This window comes from Stenotrophomonas maltophilia group sp. Smal13, assembly GCF_030236855.1.
GTDB lineage: Bacteria > Pseudomonadota > Gammaproteobacteria > Xanthomonadales > Xanthomonadaceae > Stenotrophomonas > Stenotrophomonas maltophilia_A.
The window spans coordinates 1-19,348 of the sequence record NZ_JASJSQ010000001.1 but is presented as its reverse complement, the minus strand read 5'-3'; the positions used below and the strand labels follow the sequence as shown (position 1 = coordinate 19,348).

Genomic DNA, 19,348 nt, shown 5'->3' with positions numbered 1-19,348 from the left:
GGAACGGCAACGCACAAAAAACCCGCCATTTCAGCGGGTTGATTGTTCCCCGTGGACATGTGCGGATGCCAAGGAATCGAAGATGGTGCCGCTTATCCGAATCGAACGGATGACCTACTGTTTACAAGACAGTTGCTCTACCAACTGAGCTAAAGCGGCATGGGTGGTGCACCGGCGGCAGCGCCTCGGTCCGGGGATTCTAGCGCAACCGTGTGCATTCCAGCGACCGGCTCTGTGCCGCCCCGCTGCGCTGCTGGGCCTGGGCCGGCTGCGTGCCCGCCGCCAGCTGCCCTTCCAGCCACCACTGGCCGGCGTCACCGCTGGCGACCAGGCGCGGCTGGAAGCCTGCGGCCTGCACCGCCGCCATGCGGCGCTCGGCGCCTTCACGGTTGCGGTACTGGCCCAGCGCCACGGCGTTGATGTCCTCGCCCTGGCTGATGATGTAGTAGTCGCTCAGGCCGGCGGCGACGATACGCTTCACCGTGGCTTGGGCTTCTTCGCGGCTGGCGGCGGCCGGCAGCATCACCCGGAAACGTGCGCTGCCGCTGGCAGCAGGCTGTTCGCGCAGGCGCACCTGACTGATGACGTTGCCGGCCTTGCCTTGCGCACTGCTCGCAGCAGCGCGGTCGGCGAACGGACCGAGCGCGACACAGCGCGGCGGCTCAGCGGCCACAGGCGGAGTTGCGGGCTTCTCCGGCGCCGGGGCCGGTGCAGGCGGCGTTACCGGCTTGGCAGCGGCAGCAACCGGCGTAGCCTCAGCCACCTGTGGCTTGGCGACCTCCGGCTGGGCCGGCGTAGCTGGTGCAGGCGTGGCAGCCACAGCCGTCTTCGCCGCCGGTTCGCGCTCCATCAGCGGTGCAGTCGGGACGGCAGCAGTGGCCTGGGCGGCCGCAGCGGCATCCACGCCACCGGGCACCCACCGCAGCTCGGCTACGCCAGCCGGTTGCGGCGGCGGCGCGGGCGGTTGCGGTGCATCGCGCAGCAGCCACCAGCAGGCGACGCCAAGATTGAGGATGGCCAGTACGACGATCAGGGCACGGGTCAGCATGCGCGGATACTAGCCTGCGGGCTGGTGCACCGCCCAGCGGGCGAGGCCATCCAGCACCAGCGAGGGGTGGTAGTCGGCGTCGGGCAGCAACGGCATCAGCGCCGGTGCGCCGCCACCGTGCACCAGCAGCGACGGTGCCACGCCCAGCAGCGCATGCGCCTGCTGCGCGCTGCGTTCGATCAGCGCCACGGCGGCGCCATCGCAGCCGGAGGCCAGCGCATCGGCGGTGTCGTTGGCGAACTCGCTGTAGTCACCCCCGGTGGCCGGCAACTGCACGGCACGCGCGTGCAGCGCTTCGCGCATGGTGGTGGGCGATGCGGAAATGCGCCCGCCGTGATGCTGGCCATTGGCGTCGAGCAGATCAATCGTCAATGCGGTGCCCACGCCAACCACCAGCACCGGGCGCTGCGCCTTGGCTGCGGCCAGCAGGGCCAGGAAGCGGTCGACGCCGAACTTTTCCGGTTTGGCATAGGCAATGCGCACGCCGGCACATTCGGCGCTGGTGCGCACCACATGCACGTGTTCGAAGCGGCGCTGCAGCTGGTCCAGCATGGCGCTGGTCAGCGACGGTGCGGCCACGCTGGCCACGAACGCGGTGGTGCCGCTGGGCAGGCTGTGCGGCGGCTGTCCGGCCATGCCTTCGGCGCCGTGCGCCCAGGCCTGTACGTCGCCGGCGCGGTCACCCTGCAACGGCGCGAACTTGAAGCGCGAGTTGCCGAGGTCGAACAACCAATCGCTCATGCCGCCCTCACGCTGACTTCGCCGGCGTGCAGCAGGCGTTCCTGGCCATCGATGCGCACGCGCAGCGCGCCGTCGTCAGCCAAGCCAAGTGCGGTGCCGTGCTGCCACTGCCCGTCCAGTTCCACGCGCACTTCGCGGCCGGCCAGCATGTCGAACGCGGCGTAGCGCGGCAGGAATGGCGCCAGACCTTCGCGATCGAATTCTTCCAGCGCCGGCAGCAGGCGCGTCAGCACGGCAGCAACGACCACGTTGCGGTCCACCGGCTTACCGGCCAGCGTGTCCAGGTCCACCCACGGCTGGGTGATCTGTTCGGCGAACGACGGCGGCATGTGTGTGTTGATGCCGATGCCGATCACCGCGCGTGCCGGGCCGGCGTATTCGCCACCACCTTCTGCGAGCAGGCCGACCAGCTTGCGCTTGCCATCGACGATCAGGTCATTCGGCCACTTCAGCTGCGCCTGGGTGTAGCCCAGATCGTGCAGCGCTTCGGCCACGGCGATACCGGCCACCAGGCTCAGCCCGGCCAAGCGGCCGAGGCCACCGGAGTACAGGCGCAGCACCGACAGGTAGATATGCGCGGCCAGCGGCGAGGCCCAGGCACGCCCACGACGGCCACGGCCACCGGTCTGGCGTTCGGCCAGCAGGACGCTGACCCCGCGCTGGGGCGCGCTGCAACGCAGCAATTCAGCGTTGGTCGAGTCCACCGTCCAGGCCACCTGCAGGTCGTGCAGCAGGGCCTGGACGTCGGCAGGCAGGCAGGCGCGGATCGCGTCCGGGTCCAGCAGGTCGACCGGGCGGGTCAGGCCATAGCCTTCGCCAGCACGACCCTCGATGTCCACACCGGCGGCCCTAAGTCCTTGAATACGCTTCCAAATGGCCGCCCGGGTCTGACCCAGCTCACGGGCCAGGGCGTCGCCGGACAGGCGACCGGCAGCGAGTTTGGCCAGCAATTGGCGATCGTCCACGGCAGCTTCCACGAAGTCAGGAAGGAATTATGCGGGAAAGCCGCCAGCGACGCCCGCCACGCTGGGTTTCGCGGGGGCTTCCAACGGGGCGCCGGGTTCGGGCTAGAATCGGGAACTCACCCTCCCTTAACGTGGATGTCGTCAATGCGCCGTTATGCCCATTGCCTGATCCTGCTGCTGATGCCCTTCGCGGCGTCTGCGACAGCAGCGCTGGACGACAGCCGTGGGGCCTGCGTGTCCTCCAATGGCGATGCCGCCTCGCAGCGCGCGCCCACCGCCAGCGCATCGGCCGCCAGTACCAAGGCGGCGCCGGTACGCCCGGCAGCCAGCACCACCACCGGTGGCGGTGGCAGCGACGACGACATGCTGCCGCGCATCCGCGCGCCGAAGTGGCACAGCTACCTGCCGGGAATGTTCCGCTGATCAAGTCGTTGCTGCAGTGGCTGCGGCCTGCGCCGCGGCCGATCGACGATGCACTTTGGGATGACGCCTGCCGCCGCGCAGCCTGGCTGCACGGACTGGACGACGAACGCCGCGCACGCCTGCGTGTGCTGACCACGCGCTTCCTGCATGAGAAGACCATTACCCCGATTGGTGACCTGCAATTGCAGGCCGGCGATGGTGTGCTGCTGGCCGCGCTGTGCTGCCTGCCGCTGCTGGAATTCGGCGAGGTAGGACTGGAAGGCTGGTCGCAGCTGATCGTCTACCCGGATGCGTTCCGCGTGCACCGCAGCCACATGGATGCGGCCGGCGTGCTGCACGAGTGGGATGACGAACTGATTGGCGAATCGTGGGACAGCGGTCCGTTGATCCTGTCCTGGGCCGATGTGCAGGCCGACCTGGCGGCGCCGCACGAGGGCTACTGCGTGGCGGTGCACGAGATGGTGCACAAGCTGGATGCACTGGACGGTGCGATGGACGGCACGCCGCCGCTGCCGCGCGCATGGCAGCGCGAGTGGGCGGCCACGTTCCAGCAGGCTTACGATGCCTTCTGCGTGCGGGTGGATGCCGGCGAAGAGACGTTGATCGATCCGTATGCGGCCGAAGCGCCGGAAGAGTTCTTCGCGGTGACCAGCGAGTACCACTTCTCCGCGCCGGATCTGCTGCAGCAGGCGTTGCCGGAGGTGGCCGCGCAGCTGCGGCGGTTCTATGGCAAGCCGCCGGCGATCGAAACACGGTAGTGCCGGCCGCTGACCGGCAACCTGGCAATGCCACCGAAGATCATGAGGTTGCCGGCCAGCGGCCGGCACTACCACCGGAACGCCACGCGTTGTTGCGCCAGGCGATGCCCGGCGGACGGGAACGCGCGGATTACGGCCCCGGCGGCAGGCGCACTTCGAAACGGGCGCCGCCCAGTTCCTCGGAGCGGCCTACAGCCAGTTCACCGCGATAATCCTTGATCAGGTCCTGCACGATCGACAGGCCGATGCCGTGGCCCTGCACGCGCTCGTCGCCACGCACGCCACGCTGCAACACCTTGCCGATGTCGTCCGGGGCGATGCCCGGGCCATCGTCGTCCACCGCCAGCAGCAGGCCGGCGCGGCGCGCGTTCGGTGCCGGCAGCGGCTGCGCGGTCAGCAGCACGCGGCGGTTGGCCCACTTGAAGGCGTTTTCCAGCAGGTTGCCGAGCAGTTCCTGCAGGTCACCCGGTTCGCCATGGAAGCGCGCGGCCGGGTCGATGTCGAACTCGCACAGCACGCCCTTCGAGGCGTAGACCTTTTCCAGGCCACGCACGATTTCCTCGGCGTTGGATTCGATCGGCAGCGGCGCGGAGAACAGCTTGTGGCCCGACGACGCAGCACGTGCCAGCTGATAGGAGACCAGGTTGTTCATGCGCTGCAGCTGCACGTCCAGCTCCTCGCGCAGCGCGCCATCGCCCGCGCCACTGTCCATCTGCGTGCGCAGCACCGCAATGGGCGTCTTCAGGCTGTGTGCCAGATCGGCCAGGGTGTTGCGCTGGCGCTCGAGATTTTCGCGCTCGCTTTCAATGAAGGCGTTGATGCTGTCGGTCAGCGGTTCCAGCTCGCGCGGGTGGCGCTCGCTCATGCGCGCGGTCTCGCCACGCTGCACCTTGGTCAGCTCGGTGATCACGCGGCGCAGCGGGCGCAGGCTCCACTGCAGAATGACGGTCTGCAGCAGCAGCAGGATCAGGCCGATGCCGCCCAGGTAGAACCACACCCGGCCACGGAACACCCGCAGCTGCGCACCCAGCGCGCGCGAGTCTTCCATCACGTAGATGGTGTACGGGAATTCGGTGGCGGGATCGGCGTCGGCGTCCCACACCAGGCCCAGGCCATAGCGGTACACCGAGCCCTGGCTGCCGTCGATCTGGATCATCGGCAGCGGGCCTTCGAACACTTCCTGGCGTGGCGCCAGCAGGCCGCCGCCGACGGTGGGCAGCATCGGGCCTTCGGCGGACATCGAGTTGCCCTTGCCGTGCGGCATCACCACTTGCAGGTACAGGCCACTGCCCGGCACGTCGAAGCGCGAATCCGGCGGCTGCTCGCGGATGTACAGCGAGCGGTCGCGGGTGAAGTCGATGCCGGCCGCGTAGGCCGTCGCGTAGTTCTTCAGGCGCTCACGCAGGTTCGCCTTCGCCGTATCGGCGAAGGCGGCGTCGAGCGCGTAACCGGCCAGCGCCAGGAACGCGACCAGGCCCACGGACGCGGCGAGCATCTGGCGCGCCTGCAGTGAGCGCGGCCGCCAGCGTCGGAAGAACCACAGACGGCCGGACATCGTGTAATCGCCAGGGTGAGCCGGCTCAGCCCTCGTTGCGCGGGATCGCGAAACGGTAGCCGCGGCCGCGCACGGTCTCGATCGGCTTCAGCTCGCCATCCGGGTCCAGCTTCTTGCGCAGGCGGCCGATGAACACTTCCAGCACGTTCGAGTCGCGGTCGAAGTCCTGCTGGTAGATGTGTTCGGTGAGGTCGGCCTTGGAGACCAGTTCACCGGCATGCATCATCAGGTACTCCAGCACCTTGTACTCGTAGCTGGTCAGGTCGACATTGCTGCCGGCGACGCTGACGGTCTGGGCGGCGAGATCCAGCGCAACCGGGCCGCATTCCAGCGTCGGCTTGCTCCAGCCAGCGGCGCGGCGCAGCAGCGCGTTGACGCGGGCCAGCAGTTCTTCGACGTGGAACGGCTTGACCAGGTAGTCGTCGGCGCCCTGCTTCAGGCCCTCGACCTTGTCCTGCCAGCTCGAACGCGCGGTCAGGATCAGGACCGGGAACTTCTTGCCTTCGTCACGCAGGGCCTTGATCAGCTCCATGCCCGACATCTTGGGCAGGCCGAGGTCGATGATGCCGACATCGAACGGGACTTCGCGCCCCATGTAGAGGCCTTCCTCGCCGTCCTGCGCAGCATCGACGGCAAAGCCTTCGCGCTTGAGCCGGGCTGCCAGGGTCTCACGCAGCGGGGCTTCGTCTTCGACCAGAAGGATACGCATGAACTCTCCCTAGTGTCCTGGGTATGGCCCGGAGGCCTGTGGGGTACGGGTTGATAGCGACAACTATCCCTGTTCAGGGGTTATCGCCGCGTAGTGATGACATATCCGACCGCGGCGTGCGCGGCTGTGAACGCGACGGCGCGGGGTCGTCCATGTAGCGGACCCGGCCCCGATCGTCCATGTACTTCACCCGGTTGATATCACGACCATCGAACGGCACGCGCTCGGCGCCGAGGATGTGGCCGCCGGTGGTGCGCTGCACGCGGCGCACGGCATCGGACAGCGAACGCTCGTCGCCACGGTTGCCGCGCTCGCCCCGCTCCATCATCTCCGCCCGCCCCTGGTCGCCGCGCGGCGGCTGTTGCGCCAGCGCCGAAGACAGCGGCACAGCCGACAGGACCACGCAGGTGGCCAGGGCAATGCGGCGGTGGAAGGGAGCGGAAGACATCGATGCGATCCTAGCCGAGCACGGCGATTCGTTCAAAAGTCGTAAATCCGGCGCCGGGTTCGAAACCCAGCGTTTTACAAATCTTTTGCAAATTCTTGGTTTACAGCGGTGAATCCGGTCTGAACTTTTCCGGCCCTGCGCCCGAGTCGTTCAGCTAAGTGAACATTCGGGACGAATCGCCGTCCCTTGTCAAGTCAGGAATGTGACTGCGGTCACGCTGCGGCGCGATCAGCTTCGCGGTCGGTGACCGCCAAGGCCTGTTCGATCAGGCTCCAGCCGGCCCCGGGGCGGTGTGCGCCCTCGCTCAGCACCTGGCGGAATGCGCGCCCACCGGGTTGGCCGTGGAACAGGCCGAGCAGGTGGCGGGTGATGTGCTTCAGCGCCAGGCCTTCGCCCAGCCGCGCCTCGATGTAGGGGCGCATCGCGCGCAGCAGGTCGCCACGGGCCTGCAGCGGGGCGCCGGTGTGCAGCGCCTCCAGCTGATGCAGCAGGTAGGGGTCGTGGTAGGCCGCGCGGCCCAGCATCACGCCATCGACGTGCGCGGCCTGCGCCTGCACCGCCTCGATGCTGGCCAGGCCGCCGTTGATCACCACCGGCAGTGCCGAGCGCTCCCGCTTCAGGCGGTAGGCCCAGTCGTATTTGAGCGGGGGAACCTCGCGGTTCTCCTTCGGCGACAGGCCCTTCAGCCACGCGTTGCGCGCGTGCACCACCACCATCGCCGCACCGGCGGCGACCTGACGGTCGACGAAGGCGGCGAACACGTCGTAGTCGTTGTCCTCGTCCACGCCCAGGCGGCACTTCACCGTCACCGGGATATCAACCGCATCGACCATGGCCGCAACGCACTCGGCCACCAGCGCCGGCTCGCGCATCAGGCAGGCGCCAAAACGCCCGGCCTGCACGCGGTCGGACGGGCAGCCGCAGTTGAGGTTGACCTCGTCATAGCCCCACTCGGCGGCGATGCGCGCGGCCTGCGCCAGCAGCACCGGATCACTGCCACCCAGCTGCAGCGCCAGCGGCTGCTCGCTGCGGTCGAAGCCGAGCAGGCGCTCGCGGTCGCCGTGGATGACCGCGTTGGCGTGCACCATTTCCGTGTACAGGCGCGCGCCCGGCGCCAGCACGCGATGGAACACGCGGCAATGGCGGTCCGTCCAGTCCATCATCGGGGCAACGGACAGGCGCAGGGAATCGGCGTAACGGGCGGTGGCGGACGTCATCGGGACATTGATCGTGGAGACTGGCATTGCCAGTGAGATCAATAGTTTACACCGCGCGGCTGAATGCGCCCGGTCAGCCGCGCGGCGAGCGCCGGTTGGGCCCGGCTCCCGCTGGCGGCCGGGGCGGGCTGGGCGGCGGCGGCAGACGCTTCCTGCCCTCGGGGAGCTTGGGATTCGCGTTCCCCATGGATACGACCAGCGGGTTCAGCGCAGTACGCCACGCATTGACGCAGATACCAATTGAACGATGTATCCTTATGGATACGATTCATGGATGGCAACCCTCCAGGCAACAGAGACGTTCACGCGCTGGCTGCGCGGGCTCAATAACAGCGGGACCCGGGCCGTGATCGTGGAACGCCTGCAGCGCGTCGCCCGCGGTCTCGAGGGAGATGTTCGATCGGTGGGTCACGGCGTGAGCGAACTGCGTATCAACCATGGACCGGGATATCGCGTGTATTTCACACGCCGCGGGAGATCCATCGTCGTGCTCCTGCACGGTGGCGACAAGTCGAGCCAGCGTCGCGATATCGAGAAAGCGGTCAGGCTCGCGGAGTTGCTGTAGCCACCATTCGATTCCATGCCGTTCCCAGGACTCTCCCCATGAGCAAGCTGAAGACGATTCCCTTCGATCCCGCCGACTATCTGGATGATGACGTCGCAATCGCCACCTATCTGAGCGAGGCCTTGGCAGCAGGTGATGCGGGCCACTTCCAAGAGGCACTCGGAACAGTGGCACGTGCCCGTGGCATGGGCGGCGTTGCCGAGGTCTCCGGTCTTGGACGCGAGAGCCTGTACAAGGCGCTGCGCCCCGGAGCACACCCACGCTTCGACACCGTGCAGCGGGTACTGTCAGCGCTCGGGGTGCATCTCATCGTGCAAGCCGACAAGCAACCCGCTGGCACCGCCTGATCGCAGCCACTGCGCTCGCCGGGCATGGCCCGGCGCTACCTGGTGCGCGCTGCGGACTCAATGCACCGCGCGCGCGCCACCCACCTGCTCGATCAACGTCTGGCTGGCCGCATTGAGCCCCACCACCGTCACCTCCGCACCGTGCGCGGCCAATTTTTCCTGCGCCCGCTCCAGCGCGGCCACGGCAGTCAGATCCCACAGGTGGGCATCGCGCAGATCGATCTGCACCTTCGGCGCCACGTGCTGGTAATCGAACGCTGCACCCAGCTGCCCCGCCGAGGCGAAGAACACCTGCCCGCGCACGCGATAGACCTGCGTGTCACCGGCATCGTCGCGCTGCACGTCCAGCATGCGGCCAACCTTGCGCGCGAAGAACAGGGCCGACAGCAGCACACCGCTGAGCACGCCCTTGGCCAGATCGTGGGTAGCCACGGTGACCACCACGGTCAGCAGCATCACCGCAGAGGAACTGCGCGGATGCGTGCGCAGGTCGCGCAGCGAGCGCCAGCTGAAGGTGCCGATGCTGACCATGATCATCACCGCCACCAGCGCCGCCATCGGGATCTGCCGTACCAGATCGCTGCCGTACACCACCAGCACTAGCAGGAACACGCCAGCCACCAGGCAGGACAGGCGGCCGCGGCCACCGGAGGTCACGTTGATCACCGACTGGCCGATCATCGCGCAACCGGCCATGCCGCCGAGGAAGCCGGTAACCGTGTTCGCCACGCCCTGGCCGACACATTCGCGGTTGCGCTCGCTGGGCGTCTCGGTGATGTCCTCGACGATCTGCAGGGTCATCATCGATTCGAGCAGGCCGACCACGGCCAGCGTGGCCGACACCGGCAGCAGGATGCGCAGCGTCTCCCAGGTGAGCGGCACATCGGGCAGCAGGAAATGCGGCAGGCTCTCGGGCAGCTGGCCCATGTCGCCGACGCTGCGTACGTCCACGCCGAAGCCGATCACCACGGCGGTCAGCACCACAATGGCCACCAGAGGCGACGGCACCGCGCGGGTAATCCGTGGCAGCAGGTAGATGATCGCCAACGCGGCGGCGCACAGCACGTAGACCGTAGGACCGCGACCGATCAGCTCGGGCATCTGCGCCAGGAAGATCAGGATCGCCAGCGCGTTGACGAAGCCGGTGATGACCGAGCGCGAGACGAAGCGCATCAACGAGCCGAGCTTGAACACGCCGGCCAGCACCTGCAGCAGGCCGGCCAGGATGCTGGCGGCGAACAGGTACTGCAGGCCATGGTCCTTGACCAGGTCGACCATCACCAGCGCCATCGCACCGGTGGCGGCGGAGATCATGCCGGGGCGGCCGCCAGCGATGGCAGTGATGACGGCAATCGAGAACGCGGCATACAGGCCGACCTTGGGGTCGACGCCGGCGATGAGCGAGAACGCGATGGCCTCGGGAATCAGGGCCAGGGCGACGACGATGCCGGACAGCAGGTCGCCACGGATGTTGCCGAGCCATTGCTGGCGCAGGGGGTAGGACGTTTGCATGGGAAAGCTCCGCGCGCAGGCGGGCGTAGCCGCATGGCGCTGCAGTGGAAAGACACGGGTTCCTGAGCCGGGCGGGCCGGCTGCCGATGTGCGGCAAGGGTCAGGGTGGCGTGATCACTGCAGGCGAGCGTCGGTACGTGGGAGGGGCGCAGTCTACGGGAAGCGGCCCCACGGGGGTAGCGCGGTTGGCCGGCGAAGGCAGCGAAAGGCAGCGGAGCCTGGCTCCGCTCTACAATTGAACCATGGCCGCCAACCGCCCGCAGTTCTTCGACCCCACCACCGAACAGGGCGTGCTGCGCCTGTCGATCGCCGCCTCTCTGGTGCTGGCCGCGGCGGCGGTGGTGTTCGGCCTGCTGGCCAATTCCTCGCTGATCATCTTCGACGGCATCTACGGCCTGATCGACGTGGTGATGACCTGGCTGTCACTGCTGGTGGCACGCCTGATCGCGCTGTCCACGCAGACCGATGCGCTGCAATCGCGGCTCAACCAGCGCTTCACCATGGGCTTCTGGCACCTGGAGCCGATCGTGCTGGGGGTGAGCGGCACACTGATGATCGGTGCGGCGCTGTATGCGCTGGTCAATGCGGTGGACGCGTTGATGTCCGGGGGCCGCCACATCGCCCTCGGCCCGGCCATTGCCTTCGCCGGGCTGTCGATCGTGGGCGAAGGCGCACTGGCCTGGTTCATCCTGCGCGCCAACCGCCGCATCGGCTCGGAGTTCATCGCATTGGACGCGAAGAACTGGGTGATCGCGGCCAGCATGTCGGCCTGCTACCTGCTGGCTTTCCTCGGCGGCGTGCTGGTGCAGGGCACCTCGTGGGCCTGGGTCGGGCCGTACATCGACCCGGCCATCCTCGCCTTCGTCTGCGTGCTGGTGATGATCGCCCCGCTCGGCACGGTGCGCCGGGCGCTGGCCGGCATCCTGCTGGTCACCCCGCCGGAACTGCAAGCCCATGTGGATGCAGTGGCACGCGGGATCGTGGCCAAGCACGGCTTCGTCGAGCACCGCAGCTACGTGGCCCAGGTGGGGCGTGGCGAGCAGATCGAGCTGTTCTTCGTGGTACCGGAAAACGACCCGCCGCGGCCCCTGGTGGAATGGGACCAGCTGCGCGACGAGATCGGCGATGCACTGGGCGAGGCCTCGCCGGACCGCTGGCTGACCATCATGTTCACCACCGACCGCGAATGGACGATCTAGGCTGGCAGGACGATCAATCAAATTTTTCGTACGCATTGCAACCCAACGTACGCGGAAACCGGGCAAAGTAGGCTCCATCGCAACACCCACCCACCGACCAGGAGCATCCCGATGTCCATCGAAAAGGTTCTGTACACCGCCCAGGCCACCTCCACCGGCGGCCGTGAAGGCCGTTCCGTCTCCTCCGACAACGTGCTGGATATCCAGCTGTCGACCCCGCGCGAGCTGGGCGGCGCCGGCGGCCCGGGCACCAACCCGGAACAGCTGTTCGCGGCCGGCTACTCGGCTTGCTTCCTGGGCGCGCTGAAGTTCGTGGCCGGCCAGGCCAAGGTCGCGCTGCCGGCCGACACCACCGTGACCGGCAAGGTCGGCATCGGCCAGATCCCGACCGGTTTCGGCATCGAGGCCGAGCTGACCATCAACGTGCCGGGCGTGCCGCGCGAGCAGGTGGAAGAGCTGGTGCAGAAGGCCCACATCGTGTGCCCGTACTCGAATGCCACGCGCGGCAACATCGACGTGACGCTGATCGTTGCCTGATGGGGTGATGCCGGCCAGCGGCCGGCACTACCCGCGCCAAAGCAAAAAAATGGGCGGATGCCGGTCGAAACCGAACATCCGCCCATCCCACCTTCGTTGTCCCACATGGGGGCATGAGGTTGCCGGCCAGCGGCCGGCACTACCAGGTCACTTCTCGCTCGTAATGAGCTGCACGACGCTGGAGAAATCCAGCTTGCCGCGGCCGGCCTGGTGGTTCATCGAGTACAGGTTGCGGGCCACTTCGCCCAGCGGGATCGAGGCGCCGACACTCATCGCCGCTTCCACCGCCAGGCCCATGTCCTTGAGCATCAGGTCGCTGCCGAAACCGCCGCTGTAGCCGCGCGAAGCCGGCGCATTCTCCAGCACGCCCGGCCACGGGTTGCACACTTCAGTGGCCCAGCTGCGGCCGGTGCTGACCGCCATCATCTGCGACAGCACCTTCGGATCCAGCCCGTGCGCCACGCCGAGTGCGATGGCTTCGCCGGTGACGGCCATGATCACGCCCAGCGCCATGTTGTTGCACAGCTTGGCCACCTGGCCGGCACCGCTGGCGCCCACGTGGAAGATGTTCTTGCCCATTGCCTGCAGCACCGGGCGCGCGCGCTCCAGCGCGTCCTCTTCGCCACCGACGATGAAGGTCAGGGTGCCGGCCTGGGCACCGGCGGTACCGCCGGACACCGGTGCGTCGATCATCTGCAGGCCACGTGCGGCGGCGGCTTCAGAGACCTTGCGGGCGCTGGCCGGTGCGATCGTGCTGCAGTCGATGACCAGTGCGCCGGCCGGAATCGCGGCAAGAATGCCGTCTTCGCCCAGGTACACGCCTTCGACGTGGCGGCTGGCCGGCAGCATCGAGATCACCACCTCGGCATCGGCCAGGGTTTCGCGCGCCGATGCGGCCGCGCTGGCGCCGGCATCGACGGCGGCCTGCACCGCGGCCGGGACCAGATCGAACACGCGCACGGTATGGCCGTTCTTGACCAGATTGGCGGCCATCGGGCCACCCATGTTGCCCAACCCGATGAATGCAATGCGGCTCATGCAAGGCTCCTTTCAACAAGGGGAGTGCCCAGGTCGGCCAGTGGATGCGCGGCATCGGCCCAGGGGGAAGCGAAGAAGGTGTCGGCCCACGCGCCGGTGGCCTCGGCCAGAGTGGCCGGGTTCCACTGCGGATTGCGGTCCTTGTCGATCAGCAGCGCGCGGATGCCTTCGGCGAAATCACCGTGGGCGGCGCAATGCAGGGCGACGATGTACTCCAGGCGGTAGATCGCGGCCAGGCCCTGGCCGGCACTGCGGCGCTGCAGTTCGTACGACAACCGTGCCGAGCCTGGTGCACCGGCGGCGAGGGTCTTCTGTGCTGCCTGCAGCCAGGCATCGTCGGTCTGCAGACCGGCAATGCGCGCAATGATGGCCTGCAGGTCATCGCCTTCGCACAACGCATCAACCTGCGCCGCATTGGCCAGCAGCGGGCCGGTGGCGGCGTCACTGGCATGCGACTGCAGCAGATGGCTGAGCCGTTCGTGGTTGTGTGCGGCGTTGCTGGACCACGCGACCTGCAGCAGCGCGTCGAACACCGCGCTGCGGCGTTCTTCGGCCACGTGCACATCGGCCAGGCCGGCGTAGATGGCGTCGCCCGGATTGAGCAGCGCACCGGTCAGCGCCAGGAACAGGCCGCCCTTGCCCGGTACGCGCGGCAGCAGCCAGCTACCACCCACATCCGGGAACAGACCGACGGTGATTTCCGGGAAGGCCAGCTTGGAGCGCTCGCTGACCACGCGGTGGCTGGCACCGGACATCAGGCCGATGCCACCACCCATCACGATGCCATGGCCCCAGCACAGGATCGGCTTGGCGTAGGTGTGGATGAGGTAATCGACGCGGTACTCGACGTCGAAGAACTCGGCCGCGTAGTCGTTCTCGCGGATGTCGCTGCGGCCGGCCTCGCGGAAGGCGACCATGCTCTTGTACAGGCTGTGCAGGTCGCCGCCGGCGCAGAACGCCTTTTCGCCAGCGCCCTGCAGCACCACCATGGCGATGCCATCGTCGTCGGCCCAGGCATTCAACTGCTTCAGCAGCAGGTGTGCCATCGGCAGCGAGAAGCCATTGAGCGTGCGCGGCGCGTTGAGCGTGGCGATGCCGATGCGCGTGCCATTGCGGGCGGCGCGCTCTTCGAACAGCACCGGTGCGTCATCGGCAACGGTATCGGTGCTCATGCGTTCTTCCACTGCGCAGCGCGCTTTTCCAGGAAGGCGGTCACGCCCTCGACCTGGTCGGCGGTGTCGAACAGATCGACGAAGGCTTCGCGTTCGGCCACCAGCGCCGAAGCGTGGGTGCCGGTGCGGGTGGCCTGCACCAGGGTCTTGCAGGCGGCGATGCTGGTCGGGCTCTGCTTGCCGGCCTTCTTCGCCCATTCCAGCGCCAGCGCCTTGGCTTCGCCCTTGCCGACCTTTTCTTCGGCCAGGCCAATGCGCAGTGCGGTGTCGGCGTTGATGCGCTCGCCCAGCAGGATCATGCGCTTGGCCCAGCCCTCGCCGACCAGGCGCGGCAGGTTCTGGGTGCCACCGGCGCACGGCAGCAGGCCGACGGTGGCCTCCGGCAGCGCGACCTGGGCGTGGTCTTCGATGATGCGCAGGTCACAGGCCAGCGCGCATTCCAGGCCACCGCCCATGGCGTAGCCGTTGATCGCGGCGATCGACACGCCACGGAAACCGGACAGCGCTTCGAAGGCTTCACCGAAGCGGCGCGCGGCTTCACGTGCAGCGGCCTTGTCGCCGGAGGCGAACTGGTTGAGATCGGCACCGGCGGAGAAGAACTTCTCGCCGTCACCGGTGATCACCAGCGCGTAGATCTCGCGGTCTGCGTTGAGCGCGCCGACCAGATCACGCAGCGCCGACAGGCTGTGCACAGTCCAGGTATGCGCAGGCGGGTTGTTCAGGGTGACCACGGCGGTGTGGCCATCCACCTCCACCTTCAGCCCCACGTGCTCCTGGGTACGCCAATCCTTCATCGCAGTTCCTCTTCGGTGTTGAGCAGGTGACGGGCAACGATCACCCGCATGATCTCGTTGGTGCCTTCCAGGATCTGGTGCACGCGGCAGTCACGCAGCAGGCGCTCGATCGGGTATTCGCGGATGTAGCCGTAGCCACCGTGGATCTGCAGTGCTTCGTTGCAGACGTTGAAACCGGCATCGGTGGCGAAGCGCTTGGCCATCGCGCACCACACGTTGGCGTCGCTGGCACCGGCATCGAGCTTGCGCGCGGCGGTGTGCACCATCTGCCGTGCAGCCACCAGCTGGGTGACCATGTCGGCCAGCTTGAACTGCAGTGCCTGGAACTCGGCCAGCGCCTTGCCGAACTGGCGGCGCTCGCCCATGTAGCGGCGCGCGGCATCCAGCGCGCCCTGCGCCGCACCCAGCGAGCAGGCGGCAATGTTGATGCGGCCGCCATCGAGTCCCTTCATCGCCAGCTTGAAGCCGCCGCCTTCCTCTCCCAGAAGGTGGCTGACCGGTACGCGGACGTTTTCGAAGGTGATGCCACGGGTGGGCTGGCTGTTCCAGCCCATCTTCTCTTCCTTGCGGCCGAAGCTGATGCCCGGCAGGTCCGCCGGCACCGCAATGGCGCTGACACCGCCGGCACCGGCACCACCGGTACGCGCCATCACCACCAGCAGTTCGGTGGCACCGGCGCCGGAAATGAAAGCCTTCGAGCCGTTCAGCACATAGAAGTCGCCATCGCGCACGGCGGTGGTCTTCAGCGAGGCCGCATCGGAACCGGCGCCCGGTTCGGTCAGGCAGTACGAAGCCAGCTTGGTGCCCGAAGACAGATCGGTGCCCCACACATCGCGCAGCGCCGGCTGGCCCCACGTGGACACCATCCACGAGGCCATGTTGTGGATGCTGATGTACGCCGCGGTCGACGGATCGACATTGGCGAGCTCCTCGATGACGACGGCGGCGTCCAGTCGGCTCAGACCGCTGCCGCCCACTTCCGGGTCCATGTACAGACCGCAGAAGCCCAGTTCACCGGCCTTGGCGATCGCCTCGCGCGGAAAGATGCCCTCCGCATCCCATCGCGCGGCGTGCGGCGCCAGTTCGGCCTGTGCGAAGTCACGCGCAGCTTCGCGGTACGCCTGCTGCGCTTCTTCCAGTTCCGTCGTCATCGAGTGGCTCATGGCTGCTCCTGCCGTTACTTCAGGCTGATCGTGGTGTTGACGCCATGGCTGAGCGTCTCGTCATCGAACCAGCGCGCGGTGACCGTCTTGGTCTGGGTGTAGAACAGCACCACCTGCTTGCCATACGGACCCAGGTCGCCCAGCTTGGACGCGCGCGAACCGGTGAACGAGAACAGCGGCACCGGCACCGGGATCGGCACGTTGATGCCGACCTGGCCGACGTCGATGTCTTCCTGGAACTTGCGCGCTGCGGCGCCGGACTGGGTGAACAGTGCGGTGCCGTTGCCGTTCGGGTTGCTGTTGACCATCGCGATGGCCTCTTCCAGCGTCTCTGCTTCGAGGATGACCAGCACCGGCCCGAAGATTTCTTCCTGATAGATGCGCATGTCGGTGGTGACACCGGCAAAGATGGTCGGGCCAACGAAGTTGCCCTTCTCGAAACCATCGACCTGCGGCTTGCGGCCATCGAGCACCAGCTTGGCGCCCTGCTCCACGCCCGAGGCGATCAGGCCTTCCACGCGCTCGCGGGCGCTGCAGGAAATGACCGGACCGACGTCGGTGCCGGCGACGGTGCCGCCGCTGACCTTCAGGGTCTTGGCCTTGGTGACCAGGTCCTGCACCCAGTTGCGTGCTTCACCGACCAGCACCAGGGTGGAGGCCGCCATGCAGCGCTGGCCAGCGGCACCGAAGGCGGCACCGACCATCGCGTTGAGGGTCTGCTCCTTGTTGGCGTCCGGCAGCACCACGGCGTGGTTCTTGGCGCCCATCATGCACTGCACGCGCTTGCCGGCCAGCGAGGCACGGTTGTAGACGTGGGTGCCGACGCGGGTGGAACCGACGAACGACACGGCCTTGATGTCCGGGTGGTCGCAGATCGCGTTGACCACTTCCTCGCCACCGTGGACGACGTTCAGCACGCCCTTCGGGATGCCGGCTTCCAGCGCCAGTTCAACCAGGCGCATGGTCACCATCGGGTCCTGTTCGGACGGCTTGAGGATGAAGGTGTTGCCGGTGGCGATCGCCATCGGGAACATCCACAGCGGGATCATCGCCGGGAAGTTGAACGGGGTGATGCCGGCGCACACGCCCAGCGGCTGCATGATGCTGTAGGTATCCACGCCGTTGGCCACGTTGTTGGCCAGCTCGCCCAGCTGCAGGTTGCCGATGGCAGCGGCGTGCTCGACCACTTCCAGGCCGCGGAACACATCGCCTTCCGCGTCGGGCAGGGTCTTGCCCTGTTCGGCGGTGAGGATGTGGGCCAGCTCGCTCATGTTCTCGCGGATGAGCTGCTGGTACTTCAGGAAGATGCGCGCACGGGTGCCGATCGGGGTCTTGCGCCAGGTCTTGAAGGCTTCCTTGGCGGCAGCAACGGCGGCATCCACTTCGCTGGTGGTGGCGAACGGCACCTGGGCCAGCACGTCCTGGGTGGCCGGATTGATCACGTCCTGCCAGTGGGAGGTGGCCGATTCGACGAACTGGCCATCGATCAGCATGCGGATACGGGGCGCTGCAACAGTCATGACGACAATCCCACTGGCTCGAAAGATGCTTGGCATTATTCACAGCACCCTCCTCGATTTCCGGCCTGAATCCGCTTAATCTGGCCAACACGCCAGACGATTCATGTTAATTCTGTGAATTATTCAGCCCCCCAGCGACAACTTGGCCTGCGCCTGCTGCGGCTGCGCGAGCAGCGCGGCTACAGCCAGGCGGATCTGGCACGGGCGCTGGGGCTGTCGGCCAGCTACCTGAACCAGATCGAGCGCAACAAGCGCCCACTGACCCCGGCTGTGCAGAAGAAGCTGGGCGAGGTATTGGGCGACGTTTCCGCACTGTTCGACGAGGATGAGCCCGCCGCCCTGCAGGAAGCGCTGGGCGAGACCCTGCGCGATCTGGGCCTGGCCGAGGTCAGCGCCACCGAACTGCGCGCGCTGGCCGGCAACCTGCCGCAGGTCAGCCGCGCGCTGCTGGACCTGCACCGCCGCCACCTGGCGCTGCGCGAGCATGCCGCGGCGCTGGAATTCCAGCTGGGCGAGCCCGGTGCCGGCAGCACCCTGCCCGCTGGCGACCAGGTACGCGAATTCTTCAACCGCATGCACAACCACATTCCCGAGCTGGACGAGCTGGCCGAGCAGCTGTTCGCCGAGTGGGGGCTGTCGCCCGGGCACGTGGCACCGCGGCTGCGCCAGCTGCTGGCCGACCGCCATGGCGTGCTGGTGGAAGTGGCCGCACTGCAGGCCGGGCGCGAGAAGCGGCAATACGATGCCGGTGCGCGGCGGCTGTGGCTGCCCGATTACCTGGAGCCCGGCCAGCAGGCGTTCCAGATGGCGGCCGAGCTGGCACTGCACGGCTACCTGCCGCAGATCGATGCGGTGGTGGCGCGCGCCGGGTTCACCGACGACGCGCGCATCGCGCAGGCACGGATCGGTCTTTCCAACTATTTCGCCGGCGCGCTGGTGATGCCGTACATGCGCTTCCTGCGTGCGGCCGAAGCCAGCAGCTACGACATCGAACTGCTGGCGCATCAGTTCGGCGTCGGCTTCGAAGCGGTCTGCCACCGGCTGAGCACGCTGGCGCGGCGCAGTGCGCCCGGGCTGCCGTTCTTCTTCATCCGCGTGGATCGCGCCGGCAATGTGTCCAAGCGTCATTCGGCCACCGATTTCCATTTCTCGCAGGTGGGCGGCTCGTGCCCGCTGTGGATCGTCTACGAGGCGTTCAACCAGCCCGGCCGCATCCTTACCCAGACCGCGCGCATGCCCGACGGGCGCCGCCATTTCTGGCTGGCGCGGCAGGTCAGCAGCGGCCCGGTCGGCCATGGCCAGCCACGCAAGACCTTCGCGGTGGCGCTGGGCTGCGATCTGCAGCATGCCGAGCGACTGGTGTATTCGCTGGGGCTGGATGTGCAGAGCCCGGGGAACTCGGTATCGATCGGGCCGGGGTGCCGGGTGTGTCCGCGTGAGGACTGCATGCAGCGCGCGTTCGCGCAGTTGCCGGGGCGGTAGGGTTGGTTCGGCAGGGCTGCGCCCTGCACCTGCTTCAATCCAAGGCAACAGCAAAAGCAACAGCGGGCTTTCCGTGGGATGGCGGGGTGGATCCGGTTGCGGGGGACGCTGCAAGTCCCCCTCCGGGGCCCGGCCCAGCCGCTGGCGGCTGTGCG

General features: G+C 67.5%; 20 protein-coding genes and 1 tRNA gene. 7 read left to right on the top strand and 14 right to left on the bottom strand.

Features of this window, described 5'->3' with window-relative positions; translation table 11 throughout:
- Positions 1–83: 83 nt before the first annotated feature.
- The 4 genes from QRO95_RS00105 to birA all read right to left on the bottom strand — a co-directional run bounded on the left by QRO95_RS00105 (position 84) and on the right by birA (position 2,754).
- Positions 84–159: transfer RNA gene (locus tag QRO95_RS00105), tRNA-Thr, on the bottom strand.
- A 40-nt stretch (positions 160–199) separates the two neighbouring features.
- Complete coding sequence (locus tag QRO95_RS00100) at positions 200–1,048, bottom strand: SPOR domain-containing protein (protein WP_285301404.1); 849 nt, start codon at positions 1,046–1,048, stop codon at positions 200–202.
- Positions 1,049–1,057: 9 nt separating this feature from the next.
- Entirely contained in the window at positions 1,058–1,789 is a 732-nt protein-coding gene (locus tag QRO95_RS00095) for a type III pantothenate kinase (RefSeq protein ID WP_285301402.1), read from the bottom strand.
- The gene (gene birA, locus QRO95_RS00090; protein WP_285301400.1) at positions 1,786–2,754 is read right to left on the bottom strand and encodes a bifunctional biotin--[acetyl-CoA-carboxylase] ligase/biotin operon repressor BirA; all 969 of its coding nucleotides are present in this window, start codon (positions 2,752–2,754) and stop codon (positions 1,786–1,788) included. The genes QRO95_RS00095 and birA overlap by 4 nt, the downstream gene beginning before the upstream one ends.
- Before the next feature lie 144 nt (positions 2,755–2,898).
- Between birA and QRO95_RS00085 the strand changes: the two genes are divergently transcribed.
- Both QRO95_RS00085 and QRO95_RS00080 read left to right on the top strand, forming a co-directional pair.
- Positions 2,899–3,177, top strand: a complete 279-nt coding sequence (locus QRO95_RS00085) for a hypothetical protein (RefSeq protein WP_032128189.1) — start codon at positions 2,899–2,901, stop codon at positions 3,175–3,177.
- Positions 3,144–3,935 (top strand): zinc-dependent peptidase, encoded by a 792-nt coding sequence (locus tag QRO95_RS00080; protein ID WP_285301397.1) that lies wholly within the window; start codon positions 3,144–3,146, stop codon positions 3,933–3,935. The genes QRO95_RS00085 and QRO95_RS00080 overlap by 34 nt, the downstream gene beginning before the upstream one ends.
- Before the next feature lie 130 nt (positions 3,936–4,065).
- Here the strand turns inward: QRO95_RS00080 and QRO95_RS00075 are convergent, their stop codons facing one another.
- From QRO95_RS00075 to dusA, 4 genes are all read right to left on the bottom strand, one after another.
- On the bottom strand, positions 4,066–5,490 hold the full coding sequence (locus tag QRO95_RS00075) for a sensor histidine kinase (protein WP_032128221.1): 1,425 nt from the start codon (positions 5,488–5,490) through the stop codon (positions 4,066–4,068).
- A gap of 25 nt (positions 5,491–5,515) precedes the next feature.
- Complete coding sequence (locus QRO95_RS00070; protein WP_004136763.1) at positions 5,516–6,199, bottom strand: response regulator transcription factor; 684 nt, start codon at positions 6,197–6,199, stop codon at positions 5,516–5,518.
- 73 nt (positions 6,200–6,272) lie between these two features.
- Positions 6,273–6,647: a hypothetical protein gene (locus QRO95_RS00065; protein ID WP_049399851.1), complete on the bottom strand. Its 375-nt coding sequence runs from the start codon at positions 6,645–6,647 to the stop codon at positions 6,273–6,275.
- Between the two features lie 212 nt (positions 6,648–6,859).
- On the bottom strand, positions 6,860–7,891 hold the full coding sequence (gene dusA, locus QRO95_RS00060; protein ID WP_285301394.1) for a tRNA dihydrouridine(20/20a) synthase DusA: 1,032 nt from the start codon (positions 7,889–7,891) through the stop codon (positions 6,860–6,862).
- 247 nt (positions 7,892–8,138) lie between these two features.
- On the opposite strand from dusA, the gene QRO95_RS00055 reads away from it, so the two are divergent.
- Positions 8,139–8,429, top strand: a complete 291-nt coding sequence (locus tag QRO95_RS00055; protein WP_153856750.1) for a type II toxin-antitoxin system RelE/ParE family toxin — start codon at positions 8,139–8,141, stop codon at positions 8,427–8,429.
- A gap of 38 nt (positions 8,430–8,467) precedes the next feature.
- Entirely contained in the window at positions 8,468–8,776 is a 309-nt protein-coding gene (locus QRO95_RS00050; RefSeq protein WP_004136660.1) for an addiction module antidote protein, read from the top strand.
- A gap of 57 nt (positions 8,777–8,833) precedes the next feature.
- Here the strand turns inward: QRO95_RS00050 and QRO95_RS00045 are convergent, their stop codons facing one another.
- Positions 8,834–10,288 (bottom strand): SulP family inorganic anion transporter, encoded by a 1,455-nt coding sequence (locus QRO95_RS00045; protein ID WP_285301391.1) that lies wholly within the window; start codon positions 10,286–10,288, stop codon positions 8,834–8,836.
- Positions 10,289–10,530: 242 nt separating this feature from the next.
- Here QRO95_RS00045 and QRO95_RS00040 point away from each other — a divergent pair, with 242 nt between their 5' ends.
- Complete coding sequence (locus QRO95_RS00040) at positions 10,531–11,487, top strand: cation diffusion facilitator family transporter (protein ID WP_285301390.1); 957 nt, start codon at positions 10,531–10,533, stop codon at positions 11,485–11,487.
- A gap of 111 nt (positions 11,488–11,598) precedes the next feature.
- Positions 11,599–12,024: an organic hydroperoxide resistance protein gene (locus QRO95_RS00035; RefSeq protein ID WP_004153735.1), complete on the top strand. Its 426-nt coding sequence runs from the start codon at positions 11,599–11,601 to the stop codon at positions 12,022–12,024.
- A 147-nt stretch (positions 12,025–12,171) separates the two neighbouring features.
- On the opposite strand, the gene mmsB is transcribed toward QRO95_RS00035, so the two are convergent.
- From mmsB to QRO95_RS00010, 5 genes are read right to left on the bottom strand one after another with little or no spacing between them, the layout of a single operon-like run.
- Positions 12,172–13,062, bottom strand: a complete 891-nt coding sequence (gene mmsB / locus QRO95_RS00030) for a 3-hydroxyisobutyrate dehydrogenase (RefSeq protein WP_057500038.1) — start codon at positions 13,060–13,062, stop codon at positions 12,172–12,174.
- On the bottom strand, positions 13,059–14,234 hold the full coding sequence (locus QRO95_RS00025; protein WP_285301386.1) for an enoyl-CoA hydratase/isomerase family protein: 1,176 nt from the start codon (positions 14,232–14,234) through the stop codon (positions 13,059–13,061). The genes mmsB and QRO95_RS00025 overlap by 4 nt, the downstream gene beginning before the upstream one ends.
- Complete coding sequence (locus tag QRO95_RS00020) at positions 14,231–15,028, bottom strand: enoyl-CoA hydratase (protein WP_049399842.1); 798 nt, start codon at positions 15,026–15,028, stop codon at positions 14,231–14,233. Before QRO95_RS00020 ends, QRO95_RS00025 begins: the two co-directional genes overlap by 4 nt.
- Complete coding sequence (locus tag QRO95_RS00015; protein ID WP_285301384.1) at positions 15,025–16,191, bottom strand: acyl-CoA dehydrogenase family protein; 1,167 nt, start codon at positions 16,189–16,191, stop codon at positions 15,025–15,027. The genes QRO95_RS00020 and QRO95_RS00015 overlap by 4 nt, the downstream gene beginning before the upstream one ends.
- Before the next feature lie 14 nt (positions 16,192–16,205).
- Positions 16,206–17,711 (bottom strand): CoA-acylating methylmalonate-semialdehyde dehydrogenase, encoded by a 1,506-nt coding sequence (locus tag QRO95_RS00010; protein ID WP_285301383.1) that lies wholly within the window; start codon positions 17,709–17,711, stop codon positions 16,206–16,208.
- A 114-nt stretch (positions 17,712–17,825) separates the two neighbouring features.
- Between QRO95_RS00010 and QRO95_RS00005 the strand changes: the two genes are divergently transcribed.
- Positions 17,826–19,193, top strand: a complete 1,368-nt coding sequence (locus QRO95_RS00005) for a short-chain fatty acyl-CoA regulator family protein (RefSeq protein WP_182267060.1) — start codon at positions 17,826–17,828, stop codon at positions 19,191–19,193.
- The last annotated feature ends 155 nt before the right edge of the window (positions 19,194–19,348 follow it).